The organism is Phascolarctobacterium succinatutens (genome assembly GCF_958453765.1).
GTDB lineage: Bacteria > Bacillota > Negativicutes > Acidaminococcales > Acidaminococcaceae > Phascolarctobacterium_A > Phascolarctobacterium_A succinatutens_B.
Genome location: NZ_CAUDZA010000004.1, coordinates 1 through 25,173 on the forward strand (window position 1 = coordinate 1; position 25,173 = coordinate 25,173).

Consider the following 25,173-nt stretch of genomic DNA (forward strand, 5'->3'; position numbering starts at 1 on the left):
GTCTAGGTCTATGATGTTAAAGTCTTGAATACCCCAAAACTTGACAAAGAACCTTAAATAATCCGTTTAGTTTGGACTGCAACTGAACATTTAAGGCTATCACAAGTAATTGTGGTAGCCTTTTTTGCACTGCAAAACTTTTAAAAAAGTGTAAAATAGTATACATTTTTCCTGCTTGACTATACTCTTGCAAAAGAATATAATAACAACGTATTTTGTTTTAGCAGTCTAGTAAACTGCTGGGGAGGTTAATGTATAATGAATAAGTTTTTAAAATACGCTCTTGTGGGCGTACTGACAATGTTTGCTATCGTAGCTGCAGGCTGCGGCGGTTCTAAAGATGACGGCAAGGTAGATATGAATAAGCCCGTTATCGTAGGCGTAAACCCCGGTCCTCATGCTATTATTATGGATAACGTAAAGAAGATTGCCGAGAAAAAAGGCCTGAAGATTGAAGTTAAAGAGTTCAGCGATTTCGTAACTCCTAACTCCGCTCTGGCTTCCGGTGAAATCTGGGCTAACTGCTTCCAGCACGAGCCCTTCCTGAAGGCAACCATGAAGAAGGAGCCTTCCTTCAAGCTGGCTAAGGCTTTCAACACCGCACTGTTCCCGATTAACATCTATTCTAAAAAATTGAAACCCGGCGATACCATTCCCGACGGTGCGAAAATCGGTATTCCTAACGATCCGACCAACGGCGGCCGTGCTATTCTGCTGCTTGCTGCCAACAACCTGATTAAGGTTAAAGACCCGAAGGATGTTACCACCAGCGTTAAGGATATCACCGAAAATCCGCATCATTTCGAAATTGTTGAGCTGGAGGCTGCTGCAATTCCCCGTAGCCTGGATGACCTGACCTGCGCAGCAATCAACACTACCTACGCAATCAGCGCCGGCCTGGACCCCGCCAAGGATCCTATCCTGCGCGAAACAAAGGATTCTCTGTATGTAAACATTGTTGCCGTACAGGAAAAAGACCTGAACGATCCGCGACTGAAGATTTTCCAGGAAGCATATCAATCTAAGGAAAATGCAGAATTCATCGAGAAGAAATTCCCCGGTTCTGTATACTTAGGCTGGGATAATAAATAATGAGCTCATGGTCAACGCGCAAAACTCCTGCGGGAGCTTTGCCGTTGGCCTTTTGTCTATGCAAAGGTGGTTTTAATTATGGATATTCAAGCACATATTAATGAGGTATGGCCCAAGCTGCATGCTCTGGCGGAGCCTGCCTTCAAGGAAGTTAAGACAGCAGCTTTTCTGGCAGATTTTTTGCGTAAGCTTGGTTACGACGTAACCGAAAACGTCGGCAATACTACCGCACTTACCGCTGTGCTCGACAGCGGTAAACCGGGACCTACGGTAGCAGTGCGTACCGATATGGACTGCCTGCTGTTTAAGAACGAGGATGGCTCGCTAGAGCCCATTCACGCCTGCGGTCATGATGCGCATATGACTATCGCTTTGGGCGTAGCCAAGCTGCTGCAAGAGCAGGGGCTTGCCTGCGGCCGCGTGAAGATTCTTTGCCAGCCTGCGGAGGAAATCGGCAGAGGCGCACTGGCGATGCTGGAGGCAGGAGCGCTTGATGATGTGCAGTACGCTTTGGGTTATCATGTAATGCCGAAGGATATGGCACGCAGCGGTCAGATTATCGCCCAGATTAACTGGACGGCCTGCACCCTGATGGAAGGCGAAATCCGCGGTTTGGCAGCGCACGGCTCCCAGCCGCATCTGGGCGTGAACGCTATTGATGCCGGTGCCGCCATCGTCAATGCCATCAACGCGCTGCACAGCAACCCGCTTTTGGGCGGCAGTATCAAAACTACCCGCTTCATGGGCGGTGCAGGCTCGCTCAACGCTATTTGCGACAAGGTAAGCATTGGCTTTGACCTGCGCAGTACGTCGAACGCAGAGATGTTGGAGCTGCGCCGCAAGGTAGAGGATATCGTTGTGAATACGGCGAAGGTGTACGGCGCGGAAGCGGACTGTCATATCGTTGGTACCTGCCCGGCAGCGGAGGCTGACCCGTCACTGTTGGCGCTGACGCAGGAGGTAATTTCCGCAGAGCTGGGAGCGGGGGGACTGATTCCTGCTGCCAATATTACGGTAGGCGAGGACTTCAACTTCTTCAAGCAGGAGCGTCCGCAGCTGAAAACTGCCAGCCTTGGCATTGGCTGTGACCTGGAGCCGCGCCTGCATGACCGCGATATGCACTTTGAGCACAGCGCACTGGCTAATGCTATTAACGTGCTGACAAATCTTACGCAACGTATTTTATGCGTAAAGCCGTAAGCATATCCTGAAAAATTATGAAGCAAAAGGCTTCTGCAGTAAGGTGTTGCCAAACTGCGGAAGCCTTAATTTTACGCTTATTATTCTTTATTATGCTTCTTTTATAGCTGTGGCAATGGCTGCAACAGCCTTGCCTTTAAGGCCGGTTGCTTCGATGCAGGGCTTGAATGCTACGTTCTTGCAAACTGCAGTCATAGCCTTTTCACTGCTGCCTTTACCGCTGCTGCCGTAGGTGCAGACAGGGATAATTGTTTTGCCGCTCAGGTCGTTTTCCTCCAGGAAGGTGAGGATGATATTGGGGCAGGTGAACCACCAGATAGGGAACATCACCACAATGGTGTCATAGTCCTGCAGGTTCTGCGGCTTAGCCTTCATCGCAGGACGGGCGTTCTGCAGGTTTTCCAGCTTGGCCTGGCCTACGCAGATAAGATAAGAGGAGGAATATTCTTTTACCGGCTCGATAGCAAAAAGGTCGGCGCCGGTTTGCTTGGCGGTGTTCTCGGCCAGCTTTTTGGTAATGCCTGTGCGTGTGAAATAGGCGATAAGAGTTTTCTTCATAATGGGAACCTCGCTTTCATATAGTAGTATTATAACACAATTTTAGACAAAGGCTGAATTTTCTTTACAGTTTTGCTGTCAGCTTGTATATTTAGCTGATTTCATGTATAATAGAGTTAGTTTTTTCAAATGGAGGGATGTCGATGAAAAAATACTTTCTGCCTATAGGCAAACGACAGGAAGAGGTAGTGCTCCCCGAGGAGCGCGTTATATATGATATACACGGCAATGAATCCAGCGTCTGCGAGGACGTTGTTGCCGCTACTACCGAAGCAATCCGTAACCCGATTGGTACCAAGCCTCTGCGCGAAATTGTGCATGCAGGCGAAACTGTGGCCATTGTCATCAGCGATATTACCCGTCTGTGCGGCACGTCCGAATTTCTGCCGGTTATTGTGGCCGAGCTGAACAGTGTGGGCGTAAAGGACGAGGACATTACTGTTATTGTTGCTACCGGTACCCACCGCGGTCATACACATGAAGAGGATATCACCGTTTGCGGCGAGGAGATGGTGCGCCGTCTGAAAATCGTTCAGCATGACTCCCGCAAGAGCGAGGATATGGTACTGCTTGGCCAAACCTCCTTCGGCAATGATGTTGCTATCAGCAAATATGTTGCCAATGCCGACAGAGTTATTCTGACCGGTGCCGTAACGCTGCATCCCTTTGCCGGCTTCGGCGGCGGACGCAAGGCTGTTATGCCGGGCGTAGCGGCATATGACAGTATTATGAAGAACCATTGCATGACTATGTCTCCGGTAGAGGGCGCAGGCTGCAACAAGGCCTGTGACGCAAGTCTGTTGGAGGGCAATCCCATTCATCAGGATATGTATGAATCCTGCAAGCTGCTGAATCCCGATTTTCTGGTGAACACCGTATTTACTCCAGACGGAGAAATCAGCGAGGTTGTTGCCGGTCACTGGTACGAGGCTTGGCAGAAGGGCTGTAAGGATTTGCTGGCTATGGCAGGCGTGCACATCAAGCAGCTTGCTGATGTAGTAATTGCTTCCGCAGGCGGTTATCCGAAGGATTTGAACCTGTATCAGGCTACCAAGTGCCACATGAACGCACAGTTTGCGGTTAAGCACGGCGGCATCATGATTTTTACTTTGGACTGCCCGGATATTAAGGAGCCTGCTATTTTTACGGACTGCTTCAGCCGTAACGATATGGAGCAGTTTGAAAAGGATATCCGTGCTAATTTCACTATTCCGGCCTTTGTTGCCTTCAAGGCGCGCTGCATTGTCAACGATGTAACGGCTTATCTGGTAACACGCCCGGAAAACTTCGATTTTGTCCGCAAGACAGGTCATATTCCCTGTGCATCCTTGCAGGAGGCCTGGGATCTGGCTCAGGAAAAACTTGCAGAGCAGGGCAAAAAGGATTACAATATTACCATTATGGGCCATGCGTCAGCTACGCTGCCTATTTTGGATAAATAAAGAAAAAAAGAAAAATTTGGGGGGAACTTAATTATGAAAACAAGAAAAGTTGGTATTATCGGTTTAGGTCACGTTGGTGCACATGTTGCGTACAGCCTGGCTATTCAGGGCATTGCTGCTGAGCTGGTGCTGGTGGACCCGAAGGAATCCAAGCTGGCTGCCGAGGTACAGGACCTGCGCGACGCAATTTTGTATTGTCCGCATGATGTAAAAATCAACGGCGGTACCTACGCTGACTTAGGCGACTGCGACGCTATCGTAAACTGCATCGGCGATATCGATCTGGTTGCCAGCGGTGACCGTTTAGATGAACTTACCTTTACCGCAGCACAGGTTAAAGGTTATATCCACAAGGTTATGGCCAGCGGCTTCAACGGCTTCATTGTTAACGTCACCAATCCTTGCGATGTTATCACCAACATCCTTTATCGCGAAAGCGGTTTGCCGAAAGGCCATGTAATCGGCACCGGTACCGGTCTGGATACCTCCCGTCTGGTATCTGCTTTATCCCTGCAGACCGGCGTTTCTCCGCAATCCATCAGCGCTTACATGATTGGCGAGCATGGTGCTTCCCAAATAGCTGCATGGTCCTGCGTAAACTTCAACGGCATTCCTTTAAGCTCTTTGGAGCACGAGGATCCTAAATTTGCCTTTGACAAACCGGAGCTGCAAAAACGCGCTATCGGCGGCGGCTGGGTAACCTACAGCGGCAAGCACTGCACCGAATACGGCATCTGCTCTACCGCAGCCCGCATGGTACGCTGCATTTTCAATGACGAGCAACGCATTATGCCTGCTTCCATGTTGCTTGACGGCGAATACGGTGAAAAGGATGTATTCGTAGGTGTTCCGGTTCTGCTTGGCAAAAACGGCGCAGAGCGTGTGCTGGAGCTGCCTCTGACTGCTGAGGAGCTGGCAAACTTCCACAAATGCTGCGACGATGTACGCAAGAACATCAAAACCGCAGAAGGCATTGCTCCTGCCGAATGTAAATAATTTTTAAAGTATGTCTTGGAAAAGGCAGGCCGACAACGCTGCAAGGCGCTGCTTACGGCCTGCTTTTTTGCTGGTTATGCTACAAAGTTAACAAAAAAAGTGCCTTAACAAAGATAATAGTTGAAAGTTTTGCCAATGAGTGGTAAAATATTTAGGTGATTCATAGCTGTCACTAGTTTTATGGAAAGAGGGTAATATCATGACGCGTATCAATAGAGTTTTGGAGCATATGGCCAAGCTGCAGGTAGACAGTGTCATTATTAAGGATGTTACCACAATCCGTTATCTGACCGGCTTTACAGGAGATTCCAGTCTGCTGTATCTGGACAGACAACAGGGCGTGCTGATTACGGATGGCCGTTATACAGAGCAGGCCAGAAACGAAATGAAGTTCTTCAAGGTGCTGGAGTATACTCCGGCAGGTGCGCACAGCATCTGGGCTGCCGCCGCTGATTTGGCAAAGAATGCCCAAGCGCAGGTAGTAGGCTTTGACGGAGCGTATTACAGCTATGATGATTATACTGTGCTGCACGAGCTTTTGGGTGAAACCTATATGCAGAGCATTGATTTCAGCGATATCCGCATGATTAAGGATAAGAAAGAGCTGGATATGCTGCTGAAGGCTGCCAGCATTGCTGACGAAGCCTTTATCCATCTGCTGGAGGATATCAAGCCCGGTTGTACCGAGCGCAGTCTGGCAGGCCGTCTGGAATACTATATGCGTGCCTTGGGAAGCGAAAAGGCTTCCTTTGATACGATTGTAGCCTCCGGCGTACGCAGTGCTTTGCCGCATGGCATGGCATCCGACAAGGTTATCGAGGTCGGTGATTTTATTACCTTTGACTTCGGCGCTGTCTATAAGGGATATCATTCCGATATGACGCGTACTCTGGTAGTGGGCCTGGCAAATTCCTGGCAGCAGGAAATTTATACTATAGTTGAAGAAGCACAGCGCAAGGGCCTGAAGGCTGCCGAAGCAGGCATGACCGGCAGAGAGCTCGACGCTATTGTGCGTGACAGCATTACCGCCTGCGGCTACGGCGATTATTATGTGCACGGTACAGGTCACGGCGTAGGCCTGGAAATCCACGAAATGCCGATGATCAACAAGCGTGGCGCTACAGTGCTGCAGACAGGCATGATCTTCACTATTGAACCCGGTATATACATTCCCGGTAAAGGCGGGGTACGTATAGAAGATACTGTTGTTTTGACAGAGGATGGGGCGAGAGCCTTGAACGGTGTCAAAAAGCAGCTTATTGAAATTGTCTAATATTTAAATTTATAGGAGGGCTTCCAATGATTTCCACAAACGAATTTAAAACCAACGTAACTGTTACCATCGATGGCGACGCTTGGCAGGTTGTTGAATTCCAACACGTAAAACCTGGTAAGGGTGCTGCTTTCGTACGTGCAAAAATGCGTAACCTGTGCACCGGTGCTGTTGTTGAGCGTACCTTCAACGCAGGCGAGCGTCTGCCGAAGGCTCACATCGACCGTCGCGAAATGCAATATCTGTATGAATCCGACGGCATGTATGTATTCATGGACAATGAAACCTACGAACAAACCGAGCTGAGCAAAGAAACTCTGGGCAGCGCACTGAACTTCCTGAAAGAGAACATGGATGTTAAAATCATGATTTATGACAACCGTGTACTGGGCGTTGACCTGCCGAACACTGTAGAACTGACCGTAGTTGAAACCGAACCCGGCATCAAAGGCGATACCGCTACCGGCGGCAGCAAGAATGCTACCATGGATACCGGCTATATTGTTAAGGTTCCTCTGTTCATCAACGAGGGCGACGTTCTGGCTATCGATACCAGAACCGGCGACTACATTTCCCGCGCTTAATTTTAATTAAGAATTACGCAGCAGCTGCTGCAGGCTTGTTCTGTTACTTACGGTGACGGAACCTGCCTGCGGCAGTTTTTTTGTATATTTGCATGCGTGTATTGTGCACTGAATTTGTTCAAAATTTACAAAAATAACAAGTGTACTTTTCAAGAGAACAGTGGTATAATATTAAAAGAACTTTGTATGAAGAAAGGGGACACTAGTATGTCTGAAAAATCTACATTCTATTTGGTTCGCGAAGAAATTCTTCCTGAAGCAATTAAAAAAACTATAAAGGTTAAAGAAATCCTTAAACGCGGTGAAATCAAAACTATCAACGAAGCAGTTGAAAAAATGGGCCTGAGCCGCAGTGCTTATTACAAATATAAGGATTTCGTATTCCCGTTTTACGAAGCAAGCAAGGAAAAAATTATTACTCTGTCCTTGCTGCTGGAGCACAAATCCGGCGTGCTCTCCAAGGTTCTGAATACTGTTGCCGATGATTCCGGCAGCATTATGACCATCAATCAGGGCATTCCTCTGCAGGGTGTTGCGAATACTACTATTTCTATCGAGACCAAGCATCTGACAGTAGATCTGGAGGCATTGCTGGACAAGCTGCGCATGATTGACGGCGTAAAACGTCTGGAAGTTTTAGGTCAGGTATAACCGATTACTGATTGAGGTATTGGAGGGGTACTAAATGAAGGATTTTGTAAATGTTGGTCTATTGGGCGCCGGCACTGTCGGTGGCGGCGTGCTGAAGGTTTTAGAGAAAAATGCAGAAAAAATAGCCAAAGAGGTAGGCAAGCCGGTAAGAATCACCAAGGTGCTTGACCGCCATGTAGACCACCTGAAACAGGAATACGGTGATAAATATATTTTTACCGACAATGCCGATGAGGTGCTTGAGGATAAGGATATTGATATTATCGTTGAGCTGCTGGGCCGCGAGCATCCTGCCAAGGAATTTATCGCCAGAGCCTTTGCCAACGGCAAGCATGTTGTTACTGCCAACAAGGACGTTCTGGCTAAATACGGCGCAGAGCTGTTCCCGCTGGCGCATGAGCATAACTGCGACTTTATGTTTGAGGCCAGCGTCTGCGGCGGTATTCCTATCATCGGACCTTTGAAAACCAGTATGGCAGCCAATCAGATTACCTCTATCATGGGTATTGTGAACGGCACCACTAACTATATGCTGTCCAAGATGGCTAACGAACACCTTGATTATGATGAGGTACTGAAGGAAGCGCAGGCCAAGGGCTATGCAGAGTCCGATCCTACTGCCGATGTCGGAGGCCTGGATGCTGCGCGTAAAATTACTATTCTGGCATCTATCGCCTTCAATACACGCTTTAATCTGGACGATGTACAGGTTGAAGGCATTGAAAGCATTGAAGCCTGCGATATCAAATATGCAACCGATCTCGGCTACGCAGTAAAGCTTCTGGCAATCGCCAAGAACGATCCGGAAAACGGTGTAAGCCTGCGTGTTAACCCGACGATGATTCCGCTTTCTCATCCGCTGGCAGGCGTAAACGGCGTCTACAACGCAGTTTTTGTCAACGGTGATGCTATCGGTGAAGCAATGTTCCTGGGCCTCGGTGCAGGCCGTCTGCCGACTGCAAGCTCTGTCTGCGGCGATATTATTGATATTGCCCGCAATATGCAGCACAAGTCCACCGGACGCATCAGCTGCACCTGCTTTGAGGAAAAACGCCTCTGCCCGCCTGATAAGATGTCCGCACCGGCATATATCCGTCTGCAGGTAGCAGATAAACCTGGCGCACTGGCAGCCATCGCTGCAGCCTTCGGCGCACAGAACGTGAGCCTGCGTAATGTTGTGCAGACAAACGATGTTCTGAGCAACAAGGCAGAAATTGTTGTAATTACCCACAGTGTTTCCGAAGCTAATCTGCAGATGGCGCTGCAAATTTTGCGCGTACTGCCGGTAGTAGAGGCTATCAGCTGTGTGATTCGTGTAGAAGACAGCCATTTGGCATAAAGAGGCGGCAGCATGAAAAAAGTATTTATTCAGGTTCCCGCAACCTCAGCCAACTGCGGCCCCGGCTTTGATACTCTCGGCCTGGCCTGCAATCTGTATAACGAAGTAAGCTATGAAATAACCGACAGAAAGGGCTTCCAGCTGGAGGTAGAGGGCGAGGGTGCAGATTATCTGAAGCCGTTTGGCCGTAATTTAGCCTTTGCCAGCTTTCTGCGCGTTTGGAACGCCGTAACAGGCGGTGAGCGCATCGGTCTGAAGGTAAAGATGATCAACCGCATTCCAATGTCCCGCGGTCTGGGCAGCAGCTCCAGTGCTATCGTTGCCGGTCTGTATGCAGCCAACGCTTTGTGTGATGACCATTATACCAAGGATGAGCTTCTCGGTATCGCTACAGAAATCGAAGGTCATCCCGATAATGTGGCACCGGCGCTGTACGGCGGCTTCACCATCAGCTATATGGAGCAGGAAAAGGCGCATTCTCTGCGTCTGCTGCCTGCCAAGCCGTTGAAGTTCATCGCCGTTGTTCCCGACAGCAAGCTGCCAACGTCGCTTGCGCGTCAGGCTATTCCCAAGACTGTACCGCACAAGGACGCAGTGTATAACACCTCCAGAGCTTCGCTTTTGGTCGGTGCGCTGCTGAGCGGCAATTATGAGTATCTGGGCATGGCGCTGGAGGACAAGCTGCATCAGCCGTACCGTGCGCATCTGATTCCGGGCTTGCCCGACGTTTTTGCGGCTGCCAAAGAGGCAGGCGCTTATAACGCTATCATTAGCGGTGCAGGCTCTACGGTGATGGCCTATGCTTCGCCGGAGGCAGACTGTGAGCGCATTGCCAAGGCTATGGTAGACGTTTTTGCTGCCAATAATGAGCATGCCTGCTACCATATTTTGGACCTGGATACAGACGGTGTAAAAAAAGTTTAAAATAATTTATAAAATAGTGTTGACAAAATCCAAATAAACCTGTATAATACTCCTTGTGATTCGGGGCGTGGCTCAGCTTGGTAGAGCGCTTCCTTGGGGTGGAAGAGGTCGTGGGTTCGAATCCCGCCGCTCCGACCAATGTCGGACTTATAGCCTTTACGTTTATCGTAAAGGCTTTTTTTATGTTTAAAAGGAAGTTGGGGCACGCGGGAAAATATTATTACGTCCAAAACAACCCTCATTTTAAAGAAAAATTATTAGGGAAAAACAATCTGATATGTTATAATATAGAACGTGTGAATATATTTTGCGCAGCTGTCGGGCAGCAGAGGTGAATACAATTGCTGCTGGCGGTATAATAAAGCAATTTGAACAGTAATTGACAGCAAAAGCTGCAAAACATCAGGCCGAAGCCATCGTTAAAGAGCATAAGCTTACTTACGGTTATGACGGCTATTGATTACTGTTATAGCAGAGCGCCTTGCATTCGAAGTAAGGGCTTTTTCATATTATATTGGGAGGTTTTGACCGATGATTCGTACATTGGAATTCGTCTGCAGTGAATGCGGCGAACATTTTGTGCCCGGAGAAAAATTGTATTATCGTGATAATTACATGAATAACAGCATTCGCGATACCAAATTTATCTGCCCGGAATGTATTGCCCGCTGGCAGCAGAAATGGCAGATTAAAACAGCCAGCTTTCATGAGGTTGACTATGTGTTGACAGTTGACCTGGAGCTGGAGGACGGCACCGTCTATAACAACATGGACTGCACGCCGATAGATGAAACCGAAACCGTTGTCCTGGGAGAGGACGTGCCGGTGGAGGCACAGCAGGAGCTGTATAAAATATATGCAGCCTGGGATAAGGAGCGCAAGGCGCACATCCTGAAGGACTGTACCTTCAAGGATGAATTCATGCGTACCTCCTTCACCTGCGAAACCTACAGCGGTGAACGCTACGAGAACGTTGCCTTCCGCGTAACCATGCGCGGCGAGTTGCAGACGGAAATCCCTGTTCCCGACTACATCAAAATGCAAATTCTTGATGCCTACAAGCTGTACGAGGAGCAGAACGCCGATTATCCGGCAGTAGACGAGCTGGTTTCCGATGAGGATGAAATTGCCAGGATTACCAAAAATTTAAAGAAATAGGAGAGCATATACATAATGACAGAATTGATGGATAAAATTAAGAAACGCCGTACTTTCGCTATTATTTCTCACCCTGACGCAGGTAAAACAACCCTTACCGAAAAGCTGCTGCTTTACGGCGGAGCTATTCACCTGGCAGGCTCTGTAAAGGCTAGAAAGAGCAATAAGCACGCTGTATCCGACTGGATGGAGATTGAAAAGCAGCGTGGTATTTCCGTTACCTCCTCCGTGCTGCAATTTGACTACGACGGCTTCCGCGTAAACATTCTGGATACCCCCGGTCACCAGGACTTCTCCGAGGATACCTACCGTACATTGATGGCTGCCGACAGCGCTGTCATGCTGATTGACGCTGCTAAGGGCGTAGAGCCGCAGACCAAGAAGCTGTTCTGGGTTTGCCACCGCCGCCGTCTGCCTATCTTTACCTTTGTCAACAAATTGGACCGCTACGGCCGTAATCCCTTCGACCTGATGGACGAGCTGGAAAAGGTGCTGAACATCCGCGCATATCCGATTAACTGGCCTATCGGTATCGACGGCCATTACAAGGGCGTGTATAACCGTCTGGAAAACACTATCGAACTGTTCGAGGATGACACCAGCCATGGTGCCAAAAAGCTGAAATCCACTACCGGTTCTTTAGATGATCCCAAAATCAGAGAGCTGCTGGGTGACGAGCTGTACGAAAACCTGTGCAACGATATCGAGCTGCTGGACATGGCAGGCGATGAGTTTGACATGGAAAAGGTTAACACCGGCGAGCTGACTCCGATGTTCTTCGGCAGTGCTATGACTAACTTCGGCGTACAAAGCTTCCTGGAAAAATTCCTGGAAATGTCTCCCATGCCACAGCCAAGAATGCTGCAGGATGGTACAATATTGTCACCGGAGAACGAAAAATTCTCTGCTTTTGTTTTTAAAATCCAGGCTAATATGAATCCTGCTCACCGTGACAGAATTTCCTTCATGCGTATTTGTTCCGGCGTCTTTGACAAGGGAATGAGCGTTTACCACAAGCAATCAGGTAAGATGGTTAAGCTGGCACAGCCGCAGCAGTTCCTGGCTCAGGAGCGCACAATAGTGGAAAAAGCATATCCAGGTGACATTATCGGCGTTTTTGATCCGGGTATCTTCGGTATCGGTGATTCCCTGAGCGACAGCAGCCTGAAGCTGCAATTTGAAGACTTCCCCGTATTCCCGCCGGAAATTTTTGCCCGCGTACAGCCTAAGGACTCCCTCAAACGCAAGCAGTTTGAAAAGGGTATCATCCAGCTGTCGCAGGAGGGTGCTATTCAGGTATTCCGTCAGGAGGGCGTAGGTCTTGAAAGCTACATCGTCGGCGTAGTCGGTGTACTGCAGCTGGAGGTTCTGGAATACCGTCTGCTTAACGAGTACAGCTCTAAGCTGCTGATGAACCAGCTGCCGTACTCCGTTGCACGTTGGGTATATGCAGAGGATAAGAAGCTGATTGAGAACATTAAAGGCTTGGATAACGGAATGCTTGTTTATGATAAAAAGGACAGACCTGTTATTCTTGTAAATAACGAGTGGTCCCTGAATTGGATTCTGGAACGAAATCCTGGTATTCAGTTCCTGACGGTACCTGCTGATGTGGAGAAAATCTAAAGATAATTACAATTACAAATCAGGAAAAACGCTTTCACTTTTACAGAAAATAGTAGTACTTATTACGCTCGTAGTGTGTATCGCACTGCTGCCGACGTCTTTGTTTACGACACAGAAGGTGGCGCGGGTAATTTATGACCGCGTAAGTATCAACGCCGTAAGCATCAACAACATTCTCTGTAACTCTCCGGAAATAAGGGAGAGCCTGGAGAAGCAGAACAAGAGGCCGGAGGATTCCGTAGACAGCTTTATGGCTGCCTTTGTTAACGATGTTGACCATTCGGATGAAGCGGGCGTAGCGATTTACGACAAGAACCGCCATCTGCGCGTGTTGTATAACCCCGGCAAGCTGCCTGACTTCGAGCATAGTGCGCGTAATCTGGTTGACAAATATGCGGGACGCAGTGATATTTCCTATAAGGAAAATTATGCGATACCCAATAAGGCTATTGGCTTTGTCAAGAATGATGAGAAAAAAGTAATTGGCTACGTTGTTACCGGTTATTCCGACGAAATCGTCAATAACTCTACAATAGATGCGGTTTTATTCTTGCTGTCTATGACGCTGCTTGGTCTGATTGTCGGCATCTGGGGTGCGATTTATCTGGCGCAGAGGATTAAACGTGTTCTTTTCGGCTATGAGCCTGAAGAAATCGCCAGAATGCTGCAGGAACGCGACGTTATTCTTAACTCTGTACGTGAAGGCATTATCAATATCAACAGCAACGGCTGCATTACGCTTGTCAACTCCGAGGCCCAATTGCTTTTGAAGCAGGCCGGTATTGAAGGAGTTAATGAACTATTTGGAAAATCTGCAAAAGATGTCTTGAAACGTGTGCCGTTGGATGATATTATAAAAGAAGGTAAAACTTTAGTTGATGCCAGTGTCAAGATGGGTAATACTGTCTTTATTATTACTGCAGTACCGTTACTGGAGGATAAGAACATTATCGGTGCCGTAATTACCTTCCGCAAAAAATCTGTAGTAGAAGAGATGGCTAACCAGCTGACAGGCTTTAAAAATTATGCTACTGCTTTAAGAGCGCAGACACATGAGTTTATGAACAAAATGCATGTGATTATGGGCCTGATAGATATGAAGGCCTATGACGAGCTGAAGAATTTTACGCAGGAAATTGCCTATAACAGACAATCTGAGGTTTCTTATGTAGTAACCCGCCTGAAGGATATAACATTATCAGGCTTTATCCTCGGTAAAATAAGCCGCAGCCGTGAACTTGATATCGACTTCTCTCTGACAGAGGAAAGTGAGCTGCACAGCGAGCTGGATGTGCCTTCGGTACATGATATTGTACTGATTGCCGGCAATATTATCGAAAACGCCTTTGATGCGTTGAAGAATTTTGACGGTGAACGCATCGTTAATCTCTCAATTCTGGATTTTGACCGCGAAATAGTTATTGTCGTGGAGGATTCCGGACCCGGTATGAGTGACGAGATACGCGAGCATATCTTCCAGCGTGGCTTCAGCAGCAAGGGTGAAAGTGGTCATGGCTTTGGCTTATATCTGGTTAAGCAAAGCATCAATAACCTTAATGGCACCATTACTGTGGAGTCTGCTCCGGGTGAGGGCACTACCTTTACCGTAAGGCTTCCGACCAGGAAAGAGGGGGATTAAGATGATTAACGTGTTAGTTGTAGAAGATGACCCGATGGTTGCCCAATTACATGAGCACTATCTTAGCCAGATCAAGGGGTTTCAGCTGTGTGATATCGCGGGTAACGGAGATACTGCACTGAAGCTGCTGCGTCAGAACAAATACGACTTAATCATTCTTGATGTCTTTATGCCTACTATGGATGGTTTACAGCTTTTGGCTAAAATACGCGAGAATGGTTACGATGTAGATGTTATCATCGTTTCGGCAGCAAACGATAAGGATAAAATTAAGCTGGCGCTGCGTTTGGGCGCTGTCGATTATATTATCAAGCCCTTTGAGTTTGAACGCTTTAACCTTGCGCTGAACAATTATCTGAAGCGTTATCAGATTGTTGAGGAGCAGGGCATCATTAAGCAGGCTGACCTTGACACTACTATTATGCGTCAGGAAAATCAGGTTGCGGTAACTTTGCCAAAGGGACTTGATAAAAACACCTTAGGCACTGTTTGGGATTGCATCTGCGGTATTGACGGCATGTTTACTACCGAAGAGGTGGCAGGCATGGTGGGAATCTCCCGCGTTTCTATCCGTAAATATCTGGAGTTTTTGAAATCCCTGCATCTGCTGAAGCTGGATTTGCACCGCGGCAGCGTTGGCAGACCGGTCTACAAGTATCTGTGCCTTGACAAGCAGAGCGATGTGCTGAAGGCATATATACAGTAAAGCGATTCGGGTGAACCCTCGGCAGTATTTGTCTGAGGGTTCGCTTTTTCTTATACAGATTTGAAATAATCGTTAAAGTAGTGTACAATAGTAGTATTATTATGCAGAAAAGAGGGGGCAAAACATATGCAAGACCCGATTAAAATATTAGGCGTGCCTGTACACGCAATGACTATGCAGGAGGCAGTGAAAACACTTGAAGAAAGAATGCTCGCCAAGGAGCAGACCTTCGTTGTTACCGCGAATGCCGAAATAATCATGATGTGCCAGGAAAACGCAGAGTATAAAAAAATAATCTGCGAGGATGCGGAGCTGGTGCTGCCTGACGGCGCCGGTGCCGTGTGGGCAGGCAGACACCTCGGCTACAAGGTGCCGGAGCGTGTAGCAGGCTTTGACCTGTACAACGAGCTTTTGGATTTATCTGCGCACAAGGGCTACAAGGCGTACTTCTTCGGTGGCAGTCCGGGAGTTGCCGAAGCTGCGAAGGCAAAGGCTGAGGAGCTTTATCCGGGAGTGCAGGTAGTAGGCTGCCACAACGGTTATTTCAAAGATGAGGATGTGCCTCAGATTATTGCGGACATCAACGCCAGCGGTGCAGATATGCTTTTCGTTGCCTTGGGCGCACCTAAGCAGGAAAAATGGCTGGTGGCACACCGCGCGGAGCTTAATGCAAAAATTCTGATGGGCATCGGCGGCAGCTTTGACGTGCTCGCCGGCAAAATGGAGCGCGCACCGAAATGGATGCAGGATGCTTCTTTGGAATGGGCCTTCCGCCTGTACAAGCAGCCCAGCCGTTTTATGCGCATGATGGCGTTGCCTAAGTTTGTAATCAAGGTAATGGCGTCTAAGTTTTAGGCTATACTGCAAGAACATTGTGCTTGTCAAAAGTGCTAAGAATTTTACACTTATATAGACAAAAGCAGGTTGGTGTATTATAATAAAGTGATGGAAGTAGCATTCCATCACTTTTTATATCCGCAAAAAACAGACTGCACAGTCAGTTTGGAAATGTTTGCTGATTTAAGCTGAAATCAAAAGAAATATTCGCAGGAAAGCGAGGCTTTATATGTTTATTGTAAAAGATGGTTATATTTATGTTGGTGTTTCTCTGTTGGTGGCTGCAATAGTATATTATTTCTTCGGCGCTGTGTGGGCCGTAATCCCTGTAGTGCTGGCGTTATACTTTGCCTACTTCTTCCGTGATTTCCACCGCGTTACGCCCTATGATCCCAACATCCTGTATTCGCCTGCAGACGGTACGGTAATGGGCGTAGATGAAATTTTTGATGATGAATATCTCAACGAGCCTGCGATTAAGGTAACTATTTTCCTTTCCGTATTCAACGTGCACACCAACCGTGCGCCGCTCGACGGCGAAATCAAATATCAGCGCTATACCTGCGGTCAGTTCGTGCCTGCGTATGAGAAAAACGCTTCTTTTGAAAACGAGCGTCATGCTATCGGTATGGATAACGGCCGTATGCGCTTCCTGGTAATCCAGATTGCCGGTCTGCTGGCACGCCGCATCGTTTCCTGGGTAACTGTAGGAACCAACCTAAAACAGGGCGAAACCTACGGCATGATCAAATTCGGCTCCAGCACGGAGCTGGTTGTGCCAAGAAATGTTGAAATCACCGTTAAGAAGGGTGATAAGGTTGTTGGCGGTATTACCGTAGTGGGGAGGGTTAAAGAACAATGAACTGGCGTCGTCTGATTCCTAACAGCATCAGCTCTGCGAGCCTTATTTTCGGTGTGCTGTCTATCTTTAAAACTATCGAGGGTGATTTCTTCCTTGCCCCCGTTTTCATCGTAATCGCTGTAATTTTTGATTCTATGGATGGCCGTGCTGCCCGTGCTCTCGGCGTTGGCGGCGGTGACTTCGGCAAGGAGATGGATTCTCTCTGCGATATGTGCTCCTTCGGCGTTGCGCCTGCCATCATGATTTATATGTATGGTCTGCAGGAGCTGGGCCTTGCAGGTCAGGTTATCGCCGCACTCTTCGCTGTGGGCGGCTGCCTGCGTCTGGCACGCTTCAACTGCAACACCGGTGTTGTACACGGTTATTTCCAGGGCATGCCTATTCCGGCTGGTGCCTGCTTCTTGGCAACCTATGTTGTTTCCGGTTATCAATTCGCTCCGGCTGTGCTGGCAGCAGTTACTCTGGTAATTGCCTGCATCATGTACAGTGAGGTCAAATTTCCGGATTTCAAGGGCAAGGGTAATCCTATGTACCGTCTGCCTGTAATTATTGCCGTAATCGTCGGTGCCGTAATGCTCTACGAGCGTCCCGGTGCGTGGCCGTTTGTAGCAATGTTCACCTATACGCTGGCAGGCATTGTAAACCATGTTTACCGTGCTCTTACAGGTAAGAACAAATAATTTGCCGTTAGGGGAGTAAAGGAGATTTTTGATGTATACAGCTTTTGATATAATCATGATACCTTTGCAGCTATTGATTATATTTTTTACGCTCTACTACTTTTTTGTTTCTTGGTTCGGCCTGTTCGGCAAGAAGAAGGAAGTTAAGATATATAATGAAAGCAAGACCTTTGCCTTGATTGCCTGCGCGCATAACGAGGAAAGAGTTATTGCCCAGTTAGTAGATAACCTGCGCCGTCTGAATTACAATGACGCTTTATATGATATCTATGTTGTTGCGGATAACTGCTCGGACAAAACCGCAGAGGTTGCACGCAAGGCCGGCGCGCTGGTGCATGAGCGCTTCAGCGAAACCGGTAAGGGCAAAGGCTTTGCTCTCGCGTGGATGTTCGACAGACTGTTCAAGCTGGATAAGAAATATGATGCAGTTTGCGTTTTCGATGCCGATAACCTGGTGCATCCTAACTTCCTGCAGGAGATGAACAGCCGTCTGTGCAACGGCGAACGCATTATCCAAGGCTATATGGATGCAAAAAACCCGACTGATACCTGGGTAAGCGGTGTGTTTGCAATTTCCTTCTGGATTGTTAACCATGTATGGAGCTTGGCAAAGTATAACATGGGCCTGTCCTGCTGTCTTGGCGGTACTGGCATGTGCTTTGACACCGAGGTGCTGAAGCGTTACGGCTGGCGTGCAACCTGCCTGACCGAGGATATGGAGTTCACCATTCAGGCGATGATGGAAGGTATTCCTACAACCTGGGCGCATGATGCAATCATCTATGATGAAAAGCCGCTGACCTTCAAGCAGACCTGGAACCAGCGTAAGCGTTGGTCGCAGGGTCACTTTGATGTTGCGGACCGCTATCTGATTCCGATGATTAAAAAAGCGATCAAGACACGCAATATCGTCATGCTGGACTGCTCCGTGAACCTCATTCAGCCGTACTTCCTGATGATTTCCACGTTCTTTGTGCTGTGCAGCTATATTTATAACTTCTATCCGTTCTACACCAATATCCTGTATACCATTATTCCGGTAGAGGTTTGGACTCTGGTTGGTATCGGCCAGTATATTTTCCCGGTAGCGGTACTGTGGAAAATCCGCGCTTCCTTCAAGTCTTGGATGTATCTGTTGCTGTATCCGCTGTTTATTTACAGCTGGATTCCTATTACAGCCCTTGGCTGGTGGCACCGCCATGACCATGAGTGGAGCCACACGCTGCACACCCGCGGCATCAGCTTCGACGATGTAATTATTCCCGAGGACGCAGTAAACGACGGTCCTAAGGAAGTAGTCTTTGCAAAAAAGGACGACAAATAAGCTTTATAAGCACTTCTGCGCAAGCGGGAGTGCTTTTTTAGTGCGCAAAGGCAGGTAAACATGATATAATAAATTTATTGTGCTTATACAAACGTTATGAAGATTAGCAAAAAGAGCGGAGAGGATATGAAGATGCGGATTAAGGGAATACTTTTTGATTTTGACGGCACTATTGCCAATACCATAGATTTGATTATTGCCACCTTTGAGCACACCTGCCGTGAGGTGCTGGGCTTTACACCGGAGCGTGAAAAGATTGTGGCTACCTTCGGCTTGCCGTTGCCGGAGGCAATGATTGCGCTTTCCGGTAAGCCGGAGCTGGTGGAAACTATGCGCGACACTTACAGAGAATATAATAACGCGCATCACGATGATATGATCCGTCCTATCCCCGGCGTGAAGGAAACACTGGAGCAGCTGAAGGCGCAAGGCATTAAGCTGGCGGTGGTCACCTCCAAGAAGCCGCCGATGCTGCGCCGTGGGCTGGACTGCCTGCAGCTGACGCAGTATTTTGATGCGACCGTTGCCTTGGGCGATACGAAGGAGAGCAAACCGCATCCCGAGCCGATGCTGGCGGCGTGTGCCAAGCTGGGCCTGCAGCCGGAGGAATGCCTGTGCGTCGGTGACAGTCCCTTCGATTTGCAGAGCGGACGTAGTGCGGGGGCAAAAACCGTTGCCGTGCGCTATACGGCCTTTGGCTGGGAGAAGCTGCTGGAGGAGGGCAGGCCCGATTTTGTGATTACAAGACCGCAGGAGCTGCTGGAGATAGTGGAGAAGATTCATTAGTGTCCTAATAAAAGTAAGATAATCAACATCAGTGTCCTAATAAATTTGCCCTGGAGTGCCGGATAATCTGTCAAAAATGCCGGATACTGAGTAAGCAGTGCCGGATACTCCACACCCACTTCGCACTCTCACACCTGCTGAGAGTGCTTTTTCTTTACTCTTTAAATTATGCCTTATTTATGGTATTATATAATAGAAAAAGTGTGGAGAATCTGCATAGATATTATGCGTAATAACATACTTCAGCAAACAGTTTTCATTATCACATTTAACTATAAGGGAGGCAAAGCATATGCGTAAAATTGCTATCATTGGCGGAACCGGTATTGATAATCCTGATACCCTGAAGGGATTCGAAAAAAAGATTATAGAAACACCGTTTGGTAAAGCATTGTGCAACATCGGCACAATGAGCGGTAATCAGGTGGTTTTCGTGAGCCGTCACGGCGTAGACCATTCCGTACCGCCCCACAAGGTAAACTACCGTGCCAACATCTGGGCTATGAAGAGCTTGGGTACAGAGGAGATTTTTGCTACTACCGCAGTTGGTTCCCTCAACCCGGAGATGAAGGCAGGTCACTTCGTAGTTTGCGACAACGTGCTGGACTTCACCAAGAGCCGTATCAACACCTTCTACGATTCTCCGGAGCGTGGTGTAGCGCATTGCGATTTCACCTATCCGTATTGCCCAACTTTGCGCGAGAAGGTTATCAAATGCCTGGAGAAAACGGATATTACCTTCCATAAGCATGGTGTTTATGTTTGCACCGAAGGCCCGCGCTTTGAAAGTGCTGCCGAAATAAAAATGTTCGCTATGCTGGGCGGTGATCTGGTTGGCATGACCAATATGCCCGAATCTATTCTGGCGCGTGAGGCAGAGATGTGCTACACTAACTGCTCCATCGTTACCAATATGGCAGCGGGCATTTCCCCGACACCGCTTTCCCATAAAGAGGTTTGCGACGCTATGGCGCTGAGCATTAAGAATATGGAAAAGCTGATTCTGTCCTTCATCGCTTATGAAGAGCCTACTGAGGCAAAATGCAACTGCCATCACGCTATGCAGGAGTTTGGCGGCTTTAAGCTGTAAGAGGTTGTTATGGTAGAAACTATGCGTTGGGAGCAGGGGAGCCTGGTGCTGCTGGACCAGACTCTGCTGCCGCAAAAGATAGAATGGATTACCTGCGTGGATTACAAGCGCGTGAAAGTGGCAATTGAACGCTTGGAGGTGCGCGGTGCACCGGCAATCGGCGCTGCCGCTGCCTTCGCTATGGTGCTGGGTGCGCGCGAGGTTGCGGACAAGCCTGACTTTTTGGGTGCACTGGACGTTGTGCGTGCAGATCTGATTACTGCGCGTCCGACGGCGGTAAATTTGGCATGGGCGGCAAATCTGCAGTATGCGTTGGCTGTGCGCCTGAACGGCGAGGACAAGTCCCCCGCGGCGATTATCAAGGCGCTGGAGGTCAAGGCCGAGCAGATTTATGCGGACGATATCACTATGAATAAGCGTATGGGCGAATACGGCGCTGCTGTGCTGCCTGACGCTGCCGTAGTGCTGACGCACTGCAATGCAGGCGCATTGGCAACGTGCGGTTGGGGCACAGCGCTGGGCGTTATCCGCAGTGCTTACGCGCAGGGCAAGCTGAAGATGGTTTATGCCGACGAAACACGTCCGCTGCTGCAGGGTGCGCGCCTGACGGCGTTTGAGCTGTTTGAGGACGGCATCCCGGTTACGCTGATTACCGATAATATGGCAGCGTGGACAATGCGCACGAAGGGCGTGAACGCTATTGTTGTCGGTGCCGACAGAATTGCGGCCAACGGCGACACGGCGAACAAGATCGGCACCTATGGCGTGGCACTGGCGGCGAAGGCGCACGGAATTCCGTTTTATATCGCCGCACCGACGAGCACCTTTGATTTTACGATTGCGACAGGTGCGCAGATTCCTATCGAGGAGCGCAAGGCCGACGAGGTACGTCATTTCCGCAGCGAGCAGACTGCGCCTGAGGGCGTGGCAGTGTTTAACCCTGCGTTTGACGTGACACCGGCAGAGCTTATTACCGGTATTATTACCGAGCATGGCGTGCTTAAAGCGCCGTATACAGAAAGTATTAAGAAATTGCAGGCTCTTTTACAAGATTAAAGAGCATATATTAAAGGAGGATTTTTAGATTTATGCAAAGCATTATTAAAGACATCAAATTGGCACCGTTAGGTCATCAACGTATTGCGTGGGCAAAGGAATATATGCCCCTGCTGAACCATCTGAACGATGAATACAGCAAAACTAAGCCCTTCCAGGGCATCAACATGGTTGTAACCATTCACCTGGAAGCAAAAACCGCTTATCTGGCACTCGTTTTGAAGAATGCAGGCGCTAATGTTGTTGTTACCGGCAGCAACCCGCTTTCCACTCAGGACGAAATTGCCGCAGCACTGGTTGACAGCGGCGTAACTGTTTTCGCAACCCATGGCTGCACCAACGAAGAATATGATATGTATCTGCGCGAGGCTTTGAAGAGCGAACCGCAGCTGATTATTGATGACGGCGGCGATTTGGTTAATATGCTGCACGGCGAACGTCGTGACCTGATTCCTAACCTGATGGGCGGCAGCGAGGAAACCACCACCGGTGTACATCGTCTGAAGGCTCTGGCTGCAGCAGGTCATCTGGCATTCCCGATGATTGCCGTTAATGATGCTTACTGCAAGTATCTGTTTGATAACCGTTACGGTACCGGCCAATCCTCCTGGGATGGCATCATGCGTACCACCAACATGTCCGTAGCAGGCAGAACTGTTGTTGTTGCAGGCTATGGCTGGTGCGGTAAGGGCGTTGCTATGCGTGCCAAGGGCCTTGGCGCAAACGTTATCGTTACCGAGGTTGATCCGATTAAGGGTATCGAAGCAGTATTTGACGGCTTCCGCGTTATGCCGATGCAGGAGGCTGCAAAACACGGCGATATCTTTGTAACCGTAACCGGCTGCAAGGACGTAATCACCAAACCGCATATGGAGGTTATGAAGAACGGCGCTGTTATGTGCAACGCAGGCCACTTCGACGTAGAAATCAACAAACATCATTTGGAGGAGCTTTCCGTAGTTGCTCCGTATGAAGTACGCAAAAATATCATGACCTACACCATGGCTGACGGACGTAAGCTGAACCTGCTGGGCGAAGGCCGTCTGGTTAACCTGGCTTGCGGCGACGGACATCCGATTGAAATTATGGATCTGTCCTTCGCTATGCAGTTCCTGGCTATGAAATACCTGCTCGACCATAAGGGAGCAATGGAAAACAAACTGTATGTACTGCCGGAAGAACTGAACACCGAAATCGCTGCTTTGAAGCTGCAGGCTATGGGTGCAGGCATCGACACCCTGAGCGAAGAGCAGAAGGCATATCTGGCTGCCGAATAATCATGGAAACGCAGTTATTTGCTAAAGAAAGTGCATGTGCCGCCATTGTGGAAACAGGCCACGCGCTGATTGAAAAAAAGCTTGTCGCAGGCTCCTGGGGCAACATCAGCTGCCGCATTGATGCGCAGAATATTGCTATTACACCCTCCGGCCACGGTTATGAAACGCTGACACCCGAGGATGTTGTCATTATCAACCGTGAAGGCGAAGTTGTTGAGGGCAAGCACATTCCTTCTTCCGAACTGAAGGTGCACACTGCCATTTACAACGCCTATCCCGAGGCAGGTGCCGTAATCCATACGCACAGTATTTATGCCAGTGCGCTTGCGGCTATGCATCAGGGAGTGCCGGCGATTATCGAGGATATCGTGCAGATTATCGGCGGCAGGGTAGAGTGTGCTGAGTACGCTCTTTGCGGTACGCAGGAGCTGGTGGAGAACACCGTGCGCGCGCTGAACGGCAAAAAGGCTGTACTGCTGGCCAACCATGGCGCTGTCTGCTGGGGCAAGAATCTGGCAGAGGCACTGCTGGCTGCCGAAATTCTGGAAAAGGCGGCGCAGATTGCCGTAATCTGTGCAGGCACTGGCAACAAGGTGTACGAGCTGAGCTGTGAGGACGTGGATGTGATGCATGATTTTTATGAAAAGCATTACTCCAAGCGTCAGCAAGGCGAAGAGTAGAAAACAATAATATCACTGTCATTTGCCTACCTAAGCATTAAACAGGGAGGCAGGACTTAATTTATACCAATATACCAAGGAAGTGAAATCTTTTGGCTAAGCTACTGATTAAGAATATCGAGCTTCTGCATACTCCGAACGGTGAAATGCAGAACATCGCCGTTGAAGATAATAAGATTGTTTATGTAGGCAAGGACGTGCCTGCAGACTTTGCTGCCGACGAAATTGTAGACGGTAAGGGCAAGCTGGCTACCGCCGGCATGGTCAACACCCACGGCCACGTTTCTATGACACTGCTGCGCAGTTATGCCGATGATATGGCGCTCATGGACTGGCTGCAAAACAAAATCTGGCCGATTGAAGACAAGATGGACGCTAATGACATCTACTGGGGTGCTATGCTGGGCATCGTAGAAATGCTGAAGGGCGGTACTACCTGTTTTGCCGACATGTACGCCTTCATGGAGGATGTTGCGCGTGCCTGCGCCGAAACCGGTATCCGCGCTAACCTCAGCCGCGGTCTGATTGGCGTAGCACCGGACAAGGACGTAAAGCTGGCTGAAAACACTGTGCTGGCGAAGAACTGGCAGGGCTACGACAACGGCCGTATCCGCATCACCTACGGTCCGCACGCTCCTTATACCTGTCCTGTTGATTATTTGGAAAAGGTTATTGCCGAGGCTGCTGCCAACAAGGCAGAAATCCAGATGCATCTGTGCGAAACTAAATTTGAGGTTGATACCGTTGTTAAAGAGCATGGCATGACACCGATTCAGCTGATGGATAAGCTGGGCATGTTTGAGCTGGGTACCATTGCTGCACACTGTGTACATCTGACCGACGAGGATATGGATATCATGGCTGCCAAGCACGTGCGTGTAGCGCATAACCCGCAGAGCAACCTAAAGCTAGCAAGCGGCATCGCACCGGTAGCGGCAATGCTGAACAAGGGCATTTGTGTTGGCCTGGGCACGGATGGCGCTTCCAGCAACAACAATCTGGATATGCTGGAGGAATGCCGTGCTGCCGCAATGCTGCATAAGGCAACAACCTTTGATCCCCTCGTTGTTCCTGCTAAAAAAGCGTGGGAGATGGCAACCGTTGACGGCGCCAAGACTCTGGGATTTGCCAATACCGGACTTTTGGAGGCAGGCCAGCAGGCAGATATCGTACTGTGGGATATGCACAAGCCTTACTGGTATCCGCGTCACAATAAGCTGTCCCAGCTGGTTTATGCAGCAAGCAGCACCGATGCCGACACTGTTTTCGTAGCAGGCAAAAAGGTTGTGGAAGCTGGCAAGCTGCTGACCTTTGACGAAGAAAAGATTTACGCGGAAGCTGAGGCTTGCACTAGAAAACTCTTGAATAAATAGCAAATAGCAGCAAAAGGAGA

Annotated in this window: 24 protein-coding genes and 1 tRNA gene; 24 read left to right on the forward strand and 1 reads right to left on the reverse strand. The window is 48.9% G+C overall.

The window, feature by feature from the left end; translation table 11 throughout:
• The first annotated feature begins 258 nt into the window (after positions 1 to 258).
• Both Q7Q81_RS02860 and Q7Q81_RS02865 read left to right on the forward strand, forming a co-directional pair.
• Positions 259 to 1,092: a MetQ/NlpA family ABC transporter substrate-binding protein gene (locus Q7Q81_RS02860; protein WP_210684476.1), complete on the forward strand. Its 834-nt coding sequence runs from the start codon at positions 259 to 261 to the stop codon at positions 1,090 to 1,092.
• Between the two features lie 78 nt (positions 1,093 to 1,170).
• Complete coding sequence (locus Q7Q81_RS02865; protein WP_304273587.1) at positions 1,171 to 2,292, forward strand: amidohydrolase; 1,122 nt, start codon at positions 1,171 to 1,173, stop codon at positions 2,290 to 2,292.
• 90 nt (positions 2,293 to 2,382) lie between these two features.
• Here Q7Q81_RS02865 and Q7Q81_RS02870 read toward each other — a convergent pair whose 3' ends face one another.
• On the reverse strand, positions 2,383 to 2,850 hold the full coding sequence (locus Q7Q81_RS02870) for a flavodoxin (protein ID WP_304273589.1): 468 nt from the start codon (positions 2,848 to 2,850) through the stop codon (positions 2,383 to 2,385).
• A 143-nt stretch (positions 2,851 to 2,993) separates the two neighbouring features.
• On the opposite strand from Q7Q81_RS02870, the gene larA reads away from it, so the two are divergent.
• The 22 genes from larA to Q7Q81_RS02980 all read left to right on the forward strand — a co-directional run bounded on the left by larA (position 2,994) and on the right by Q7Q81_RS02980 (position 25,153).
• Positions 2,994 to 4,292 carry a nickel-dependent lactate racemase gene (larA, locus tag Q7Q81_RS02875; protein WP_304273590.1) on the forward strand — a complete coding sequence of 433 codons (1,299 nt, stop codon included), beginning with the start codon at positions 2,994 to 2,996 and terminating at the stop codon, positions 4,290 to 4,292.
• 33 nt (positions 4,293 to 4,325) lie between these two features.
• On the forward strand, positions 4,326 to 5,288 hold the full coding sequence (locus Q7Q81_RS02880) for an L-lactate dehydrogenase (RefSeq protein ID WP_304273591.1): 963 nt from the start codon (positions 4,326 to 4,328) through the stop codon (positions 5,286 to 5,288).
• Positions 5,289 to 5,487: 199 nt separating this feature from the next.
• Entirely contained in the window at positions 5,488 to 6,561 is a 1,074-nt protein-coding gene (locus Q7Q81_RS02885; protein WP_304111606.1) for an aminopeptidase P family protein, read from the forward strand.
• A 26-nt stretch (positions 6,562 to 6,587) separates the two neighbouring features.
• Positions 6,588 to 7,145, forward strand: coding sequence for an elongation factor P (efp, locus tag Q7Q81_RS02890; protein WP_304273594.1), 558 nt, complete (start codon positions 6,588 to 6,590; stop codon positions 7,143 to 7,145).
• A gap of 207 nt (positions 7,146 to 7,352) precedes the next feature.
• Complete coding sequence (locus tag Q7Q81_RS02895) at positions 7,353 to 7,796, forward strand: ACT domain-containing protein (RefSeq protein WP_040564968.1); 444 nt, start codon at positions 7,353 to 7,355, stop codon at positions 7,794 to 7,796.
• Between the two features lie 34 nt (positions 7,797 to 7,830).
• Positions 7,831 to 9,135 (forward strand): homoserine dehydrogenase, encoded by a 1,305-nt coding sequence (locus tag Q7Q81_RS02900; protein WP_304273596.1) that lies wholly within the window; start codon positions 7,831 to 7,833, stop codon positions 9,133 to 9,135.
• 12 nt (positions 9,136 to 9,147) lie between these two features.
• Complete coding sequence (gene thrB, locus Q7Q81_RS02905; protein WP_304273598.1) at positions 9,148 to 10,059, forward strand: homoserine kinase; 912 nt, start codon at positions 9,148 to 9,150, stop codon at positions 10,057 to 10,059.
• A 61-nt stretch (positions 10,060 to 10,120) separates the two neighbouring features.
• Positions 10,121 to 10,197 (forward strand) — tRNA-Pro (locus tag Q7Q81_RS02910).
• 393 nt (positions 10,198 to 10,590) lie between these two features.
• Positions 10,591 to 11,217, forward strand: coding sequence for a hypothetical protein (locus tag Q7Q81_RS02915; protein WP_302291797.1), 627 nt, complete (start codon positions 10,591 to 10,593; stop codon positions 11,215 to 11,217).
• A gap of 15 nt (positions 11,218 to 11,232) precedes the next feature.
• Positions 11,233 to 12,843 carry a peptide chain release factor 3 gene (locus Q7Q81_RS02920; protein ID WP_293392983.1) on the forward strand — a complete coding sequence of 537 codons (1,611 nt, stop codon included), beginning with the start codon at positions 11,233 to 11,235 and terminating at the stop codon, positions 12,841 to 12,843.
• Complete coding sequence (locus Q7Q81_RS02925; protein ID WP_304273600.1) at positions 12,827 to 14,482, forward strand: ATP-binding protein; 1,656 nt, start codon at positions 12,827 to 12,829, stop codon at positions 14,480 to 14,482. The genes Q7Q81_RS02920 and Q7Q81_RS02925 overlap by 17 nt, the downstream gene beginning before the upstream one ends.
• 1 nt (position 14,483) lies before the next feature.
• Positions 14,484 to 15,188 (forward strand): response regulator, encoded by a 705-nt coding sequence (locus Q7Q81_RS02930; RefSeq protein ID WP_277256810.1) that lies wholly within the window; start codon positions 14,484 to 14,486, stop codon positions 15,186 to 15,188.
• Between the two features lie 126 nt (positions 15,189 to 15,314).
• Positions 15,315 to 16,043 carry a WecB/TagA/CpsF family glycosyltransferase gene (locus Q7Q81_RS02935; RefSeq protein ID WP_276864992.1) on the forward strand — a complete coding sequence of 243 codons (729 nt, stop codon included), beginning with the start codon at positions 15,315 to 15,317 and terminating at the stop codon, positions 16,041 to 16,043.
• A gap of 211 nt (positions 16,044 to 16,254) precedes the next feature.
• On the forward strand, positions 16,255 to 16,887 hold the full coding sequence (locus tag Q7Q81_RS02940) for a phosphatidylserine decarboxylase family protein (protein WP_293388403.1): 633 nt from the start codon (positions 16,255 to 16,257) through the stop codon (positions 16,885 to 16,887).
• A complete protein-coding gene (gene pssA, locus Q7Q81_RS02945) occupies positions 16,884 to 17,567 on the forward strand; it encodes a CDP-diacylglycerol--serine O-phosphatidyltransferase (protein WP_293388400.1) in 684 nt (227 codons plus the stop codon). Before Q7Q81_RS02940 ends, pssA begins: the two co-directional genes overlap by 4 nt.
• A 31-nt stretch (positions 17,568 to 17,598) precedes the next feature.
• The gene (locus tag Q7Q81_RS02950; RefSeq protein WP_304273602.1) at positions 17,599 to 18,891 is read left to right on the forward strand and encodes a glycosyltransferase family 2 protein; all 1,293 of its coding nucleotides are present in this window, start codon (positions 17,599 to 17,601) and stop codon (positions 18,889 to 18,891) included.
• Between the two features lie 126 nt (positions 18,892 to 19,017).
• Positions 19,018 to 19,677, forward strand: a complete 660-nt coding sequence (locus Q7Q81_RS02955; protein WP_304273603.1) for an HAD-IA family hydrolase — start codon at positions 19,018 to 19,020, stop codon at positions 19,675 to 19,677.
• Positions 19,678 to 19,969: 292 nt separating this feature from the next.
• Entirely contained in the window at positions 19,970 to 20,767 is a 798-nt protein-coding gene (mtnP, locus tag Q7Q81_RS02960) for an S-methyl-5'-thioadenosine phosphorylase (RefSeq protein ID WP_009145105.1), read from the forward strand.
• A 9-nt stretch (positions 20,768 to 20,776) separates the two neighbouring features.
• Positions 20,777 to 21,823: an S-methyl-5-thioribose-1-phosphate isomerase gene (gene mtnA / locus Q7Q81_RS02965; RefSeq protein ID WP_304273605.1), complete on the forward strand. Its 1,047-nt coding sequence runs from the start codon at positions 20,777 to 20,779 to the stop codon at positions 21,821 to 21,823.
• Between the two features lie 32 nt (positions 21,824 to 21,855).
• A complete protein-coding gene (locus tag Q7Q81_RS02970) occupies positions 21,856 to 23,100 on the forward strand; it encodes an adenosylhomocysteinase (protein ID WP_293851175.1) in 1,245 nt (414 codons plus the stop codon).
• Between the two features lie 2 nt (positions 23,101 to 23,102).
• Complete coding sequence (locus Q7Q81_RS02975) at positions 23,103 to 23,780, forward strand: class II aldolase/adducin family protein (protein WP_304273608.1); 678 nt, start codon at positions 23,103 to 23,105, stop codon at positions 23,778 to 23,780.
• Positions 23,781 to 23,872: 92 nt separating this feature from the next.
• Entirely contained in the window at positions 23,873 to 25,153 is a 1,281-nt protein-coding gene (locus tag Q7Q81_RS02980) for an amidohydrolase (protein ID WP_277228287.1), read from the forward strand.
• Positions 25,154 to 25,173: the final 20 nt, after the last annotated feature.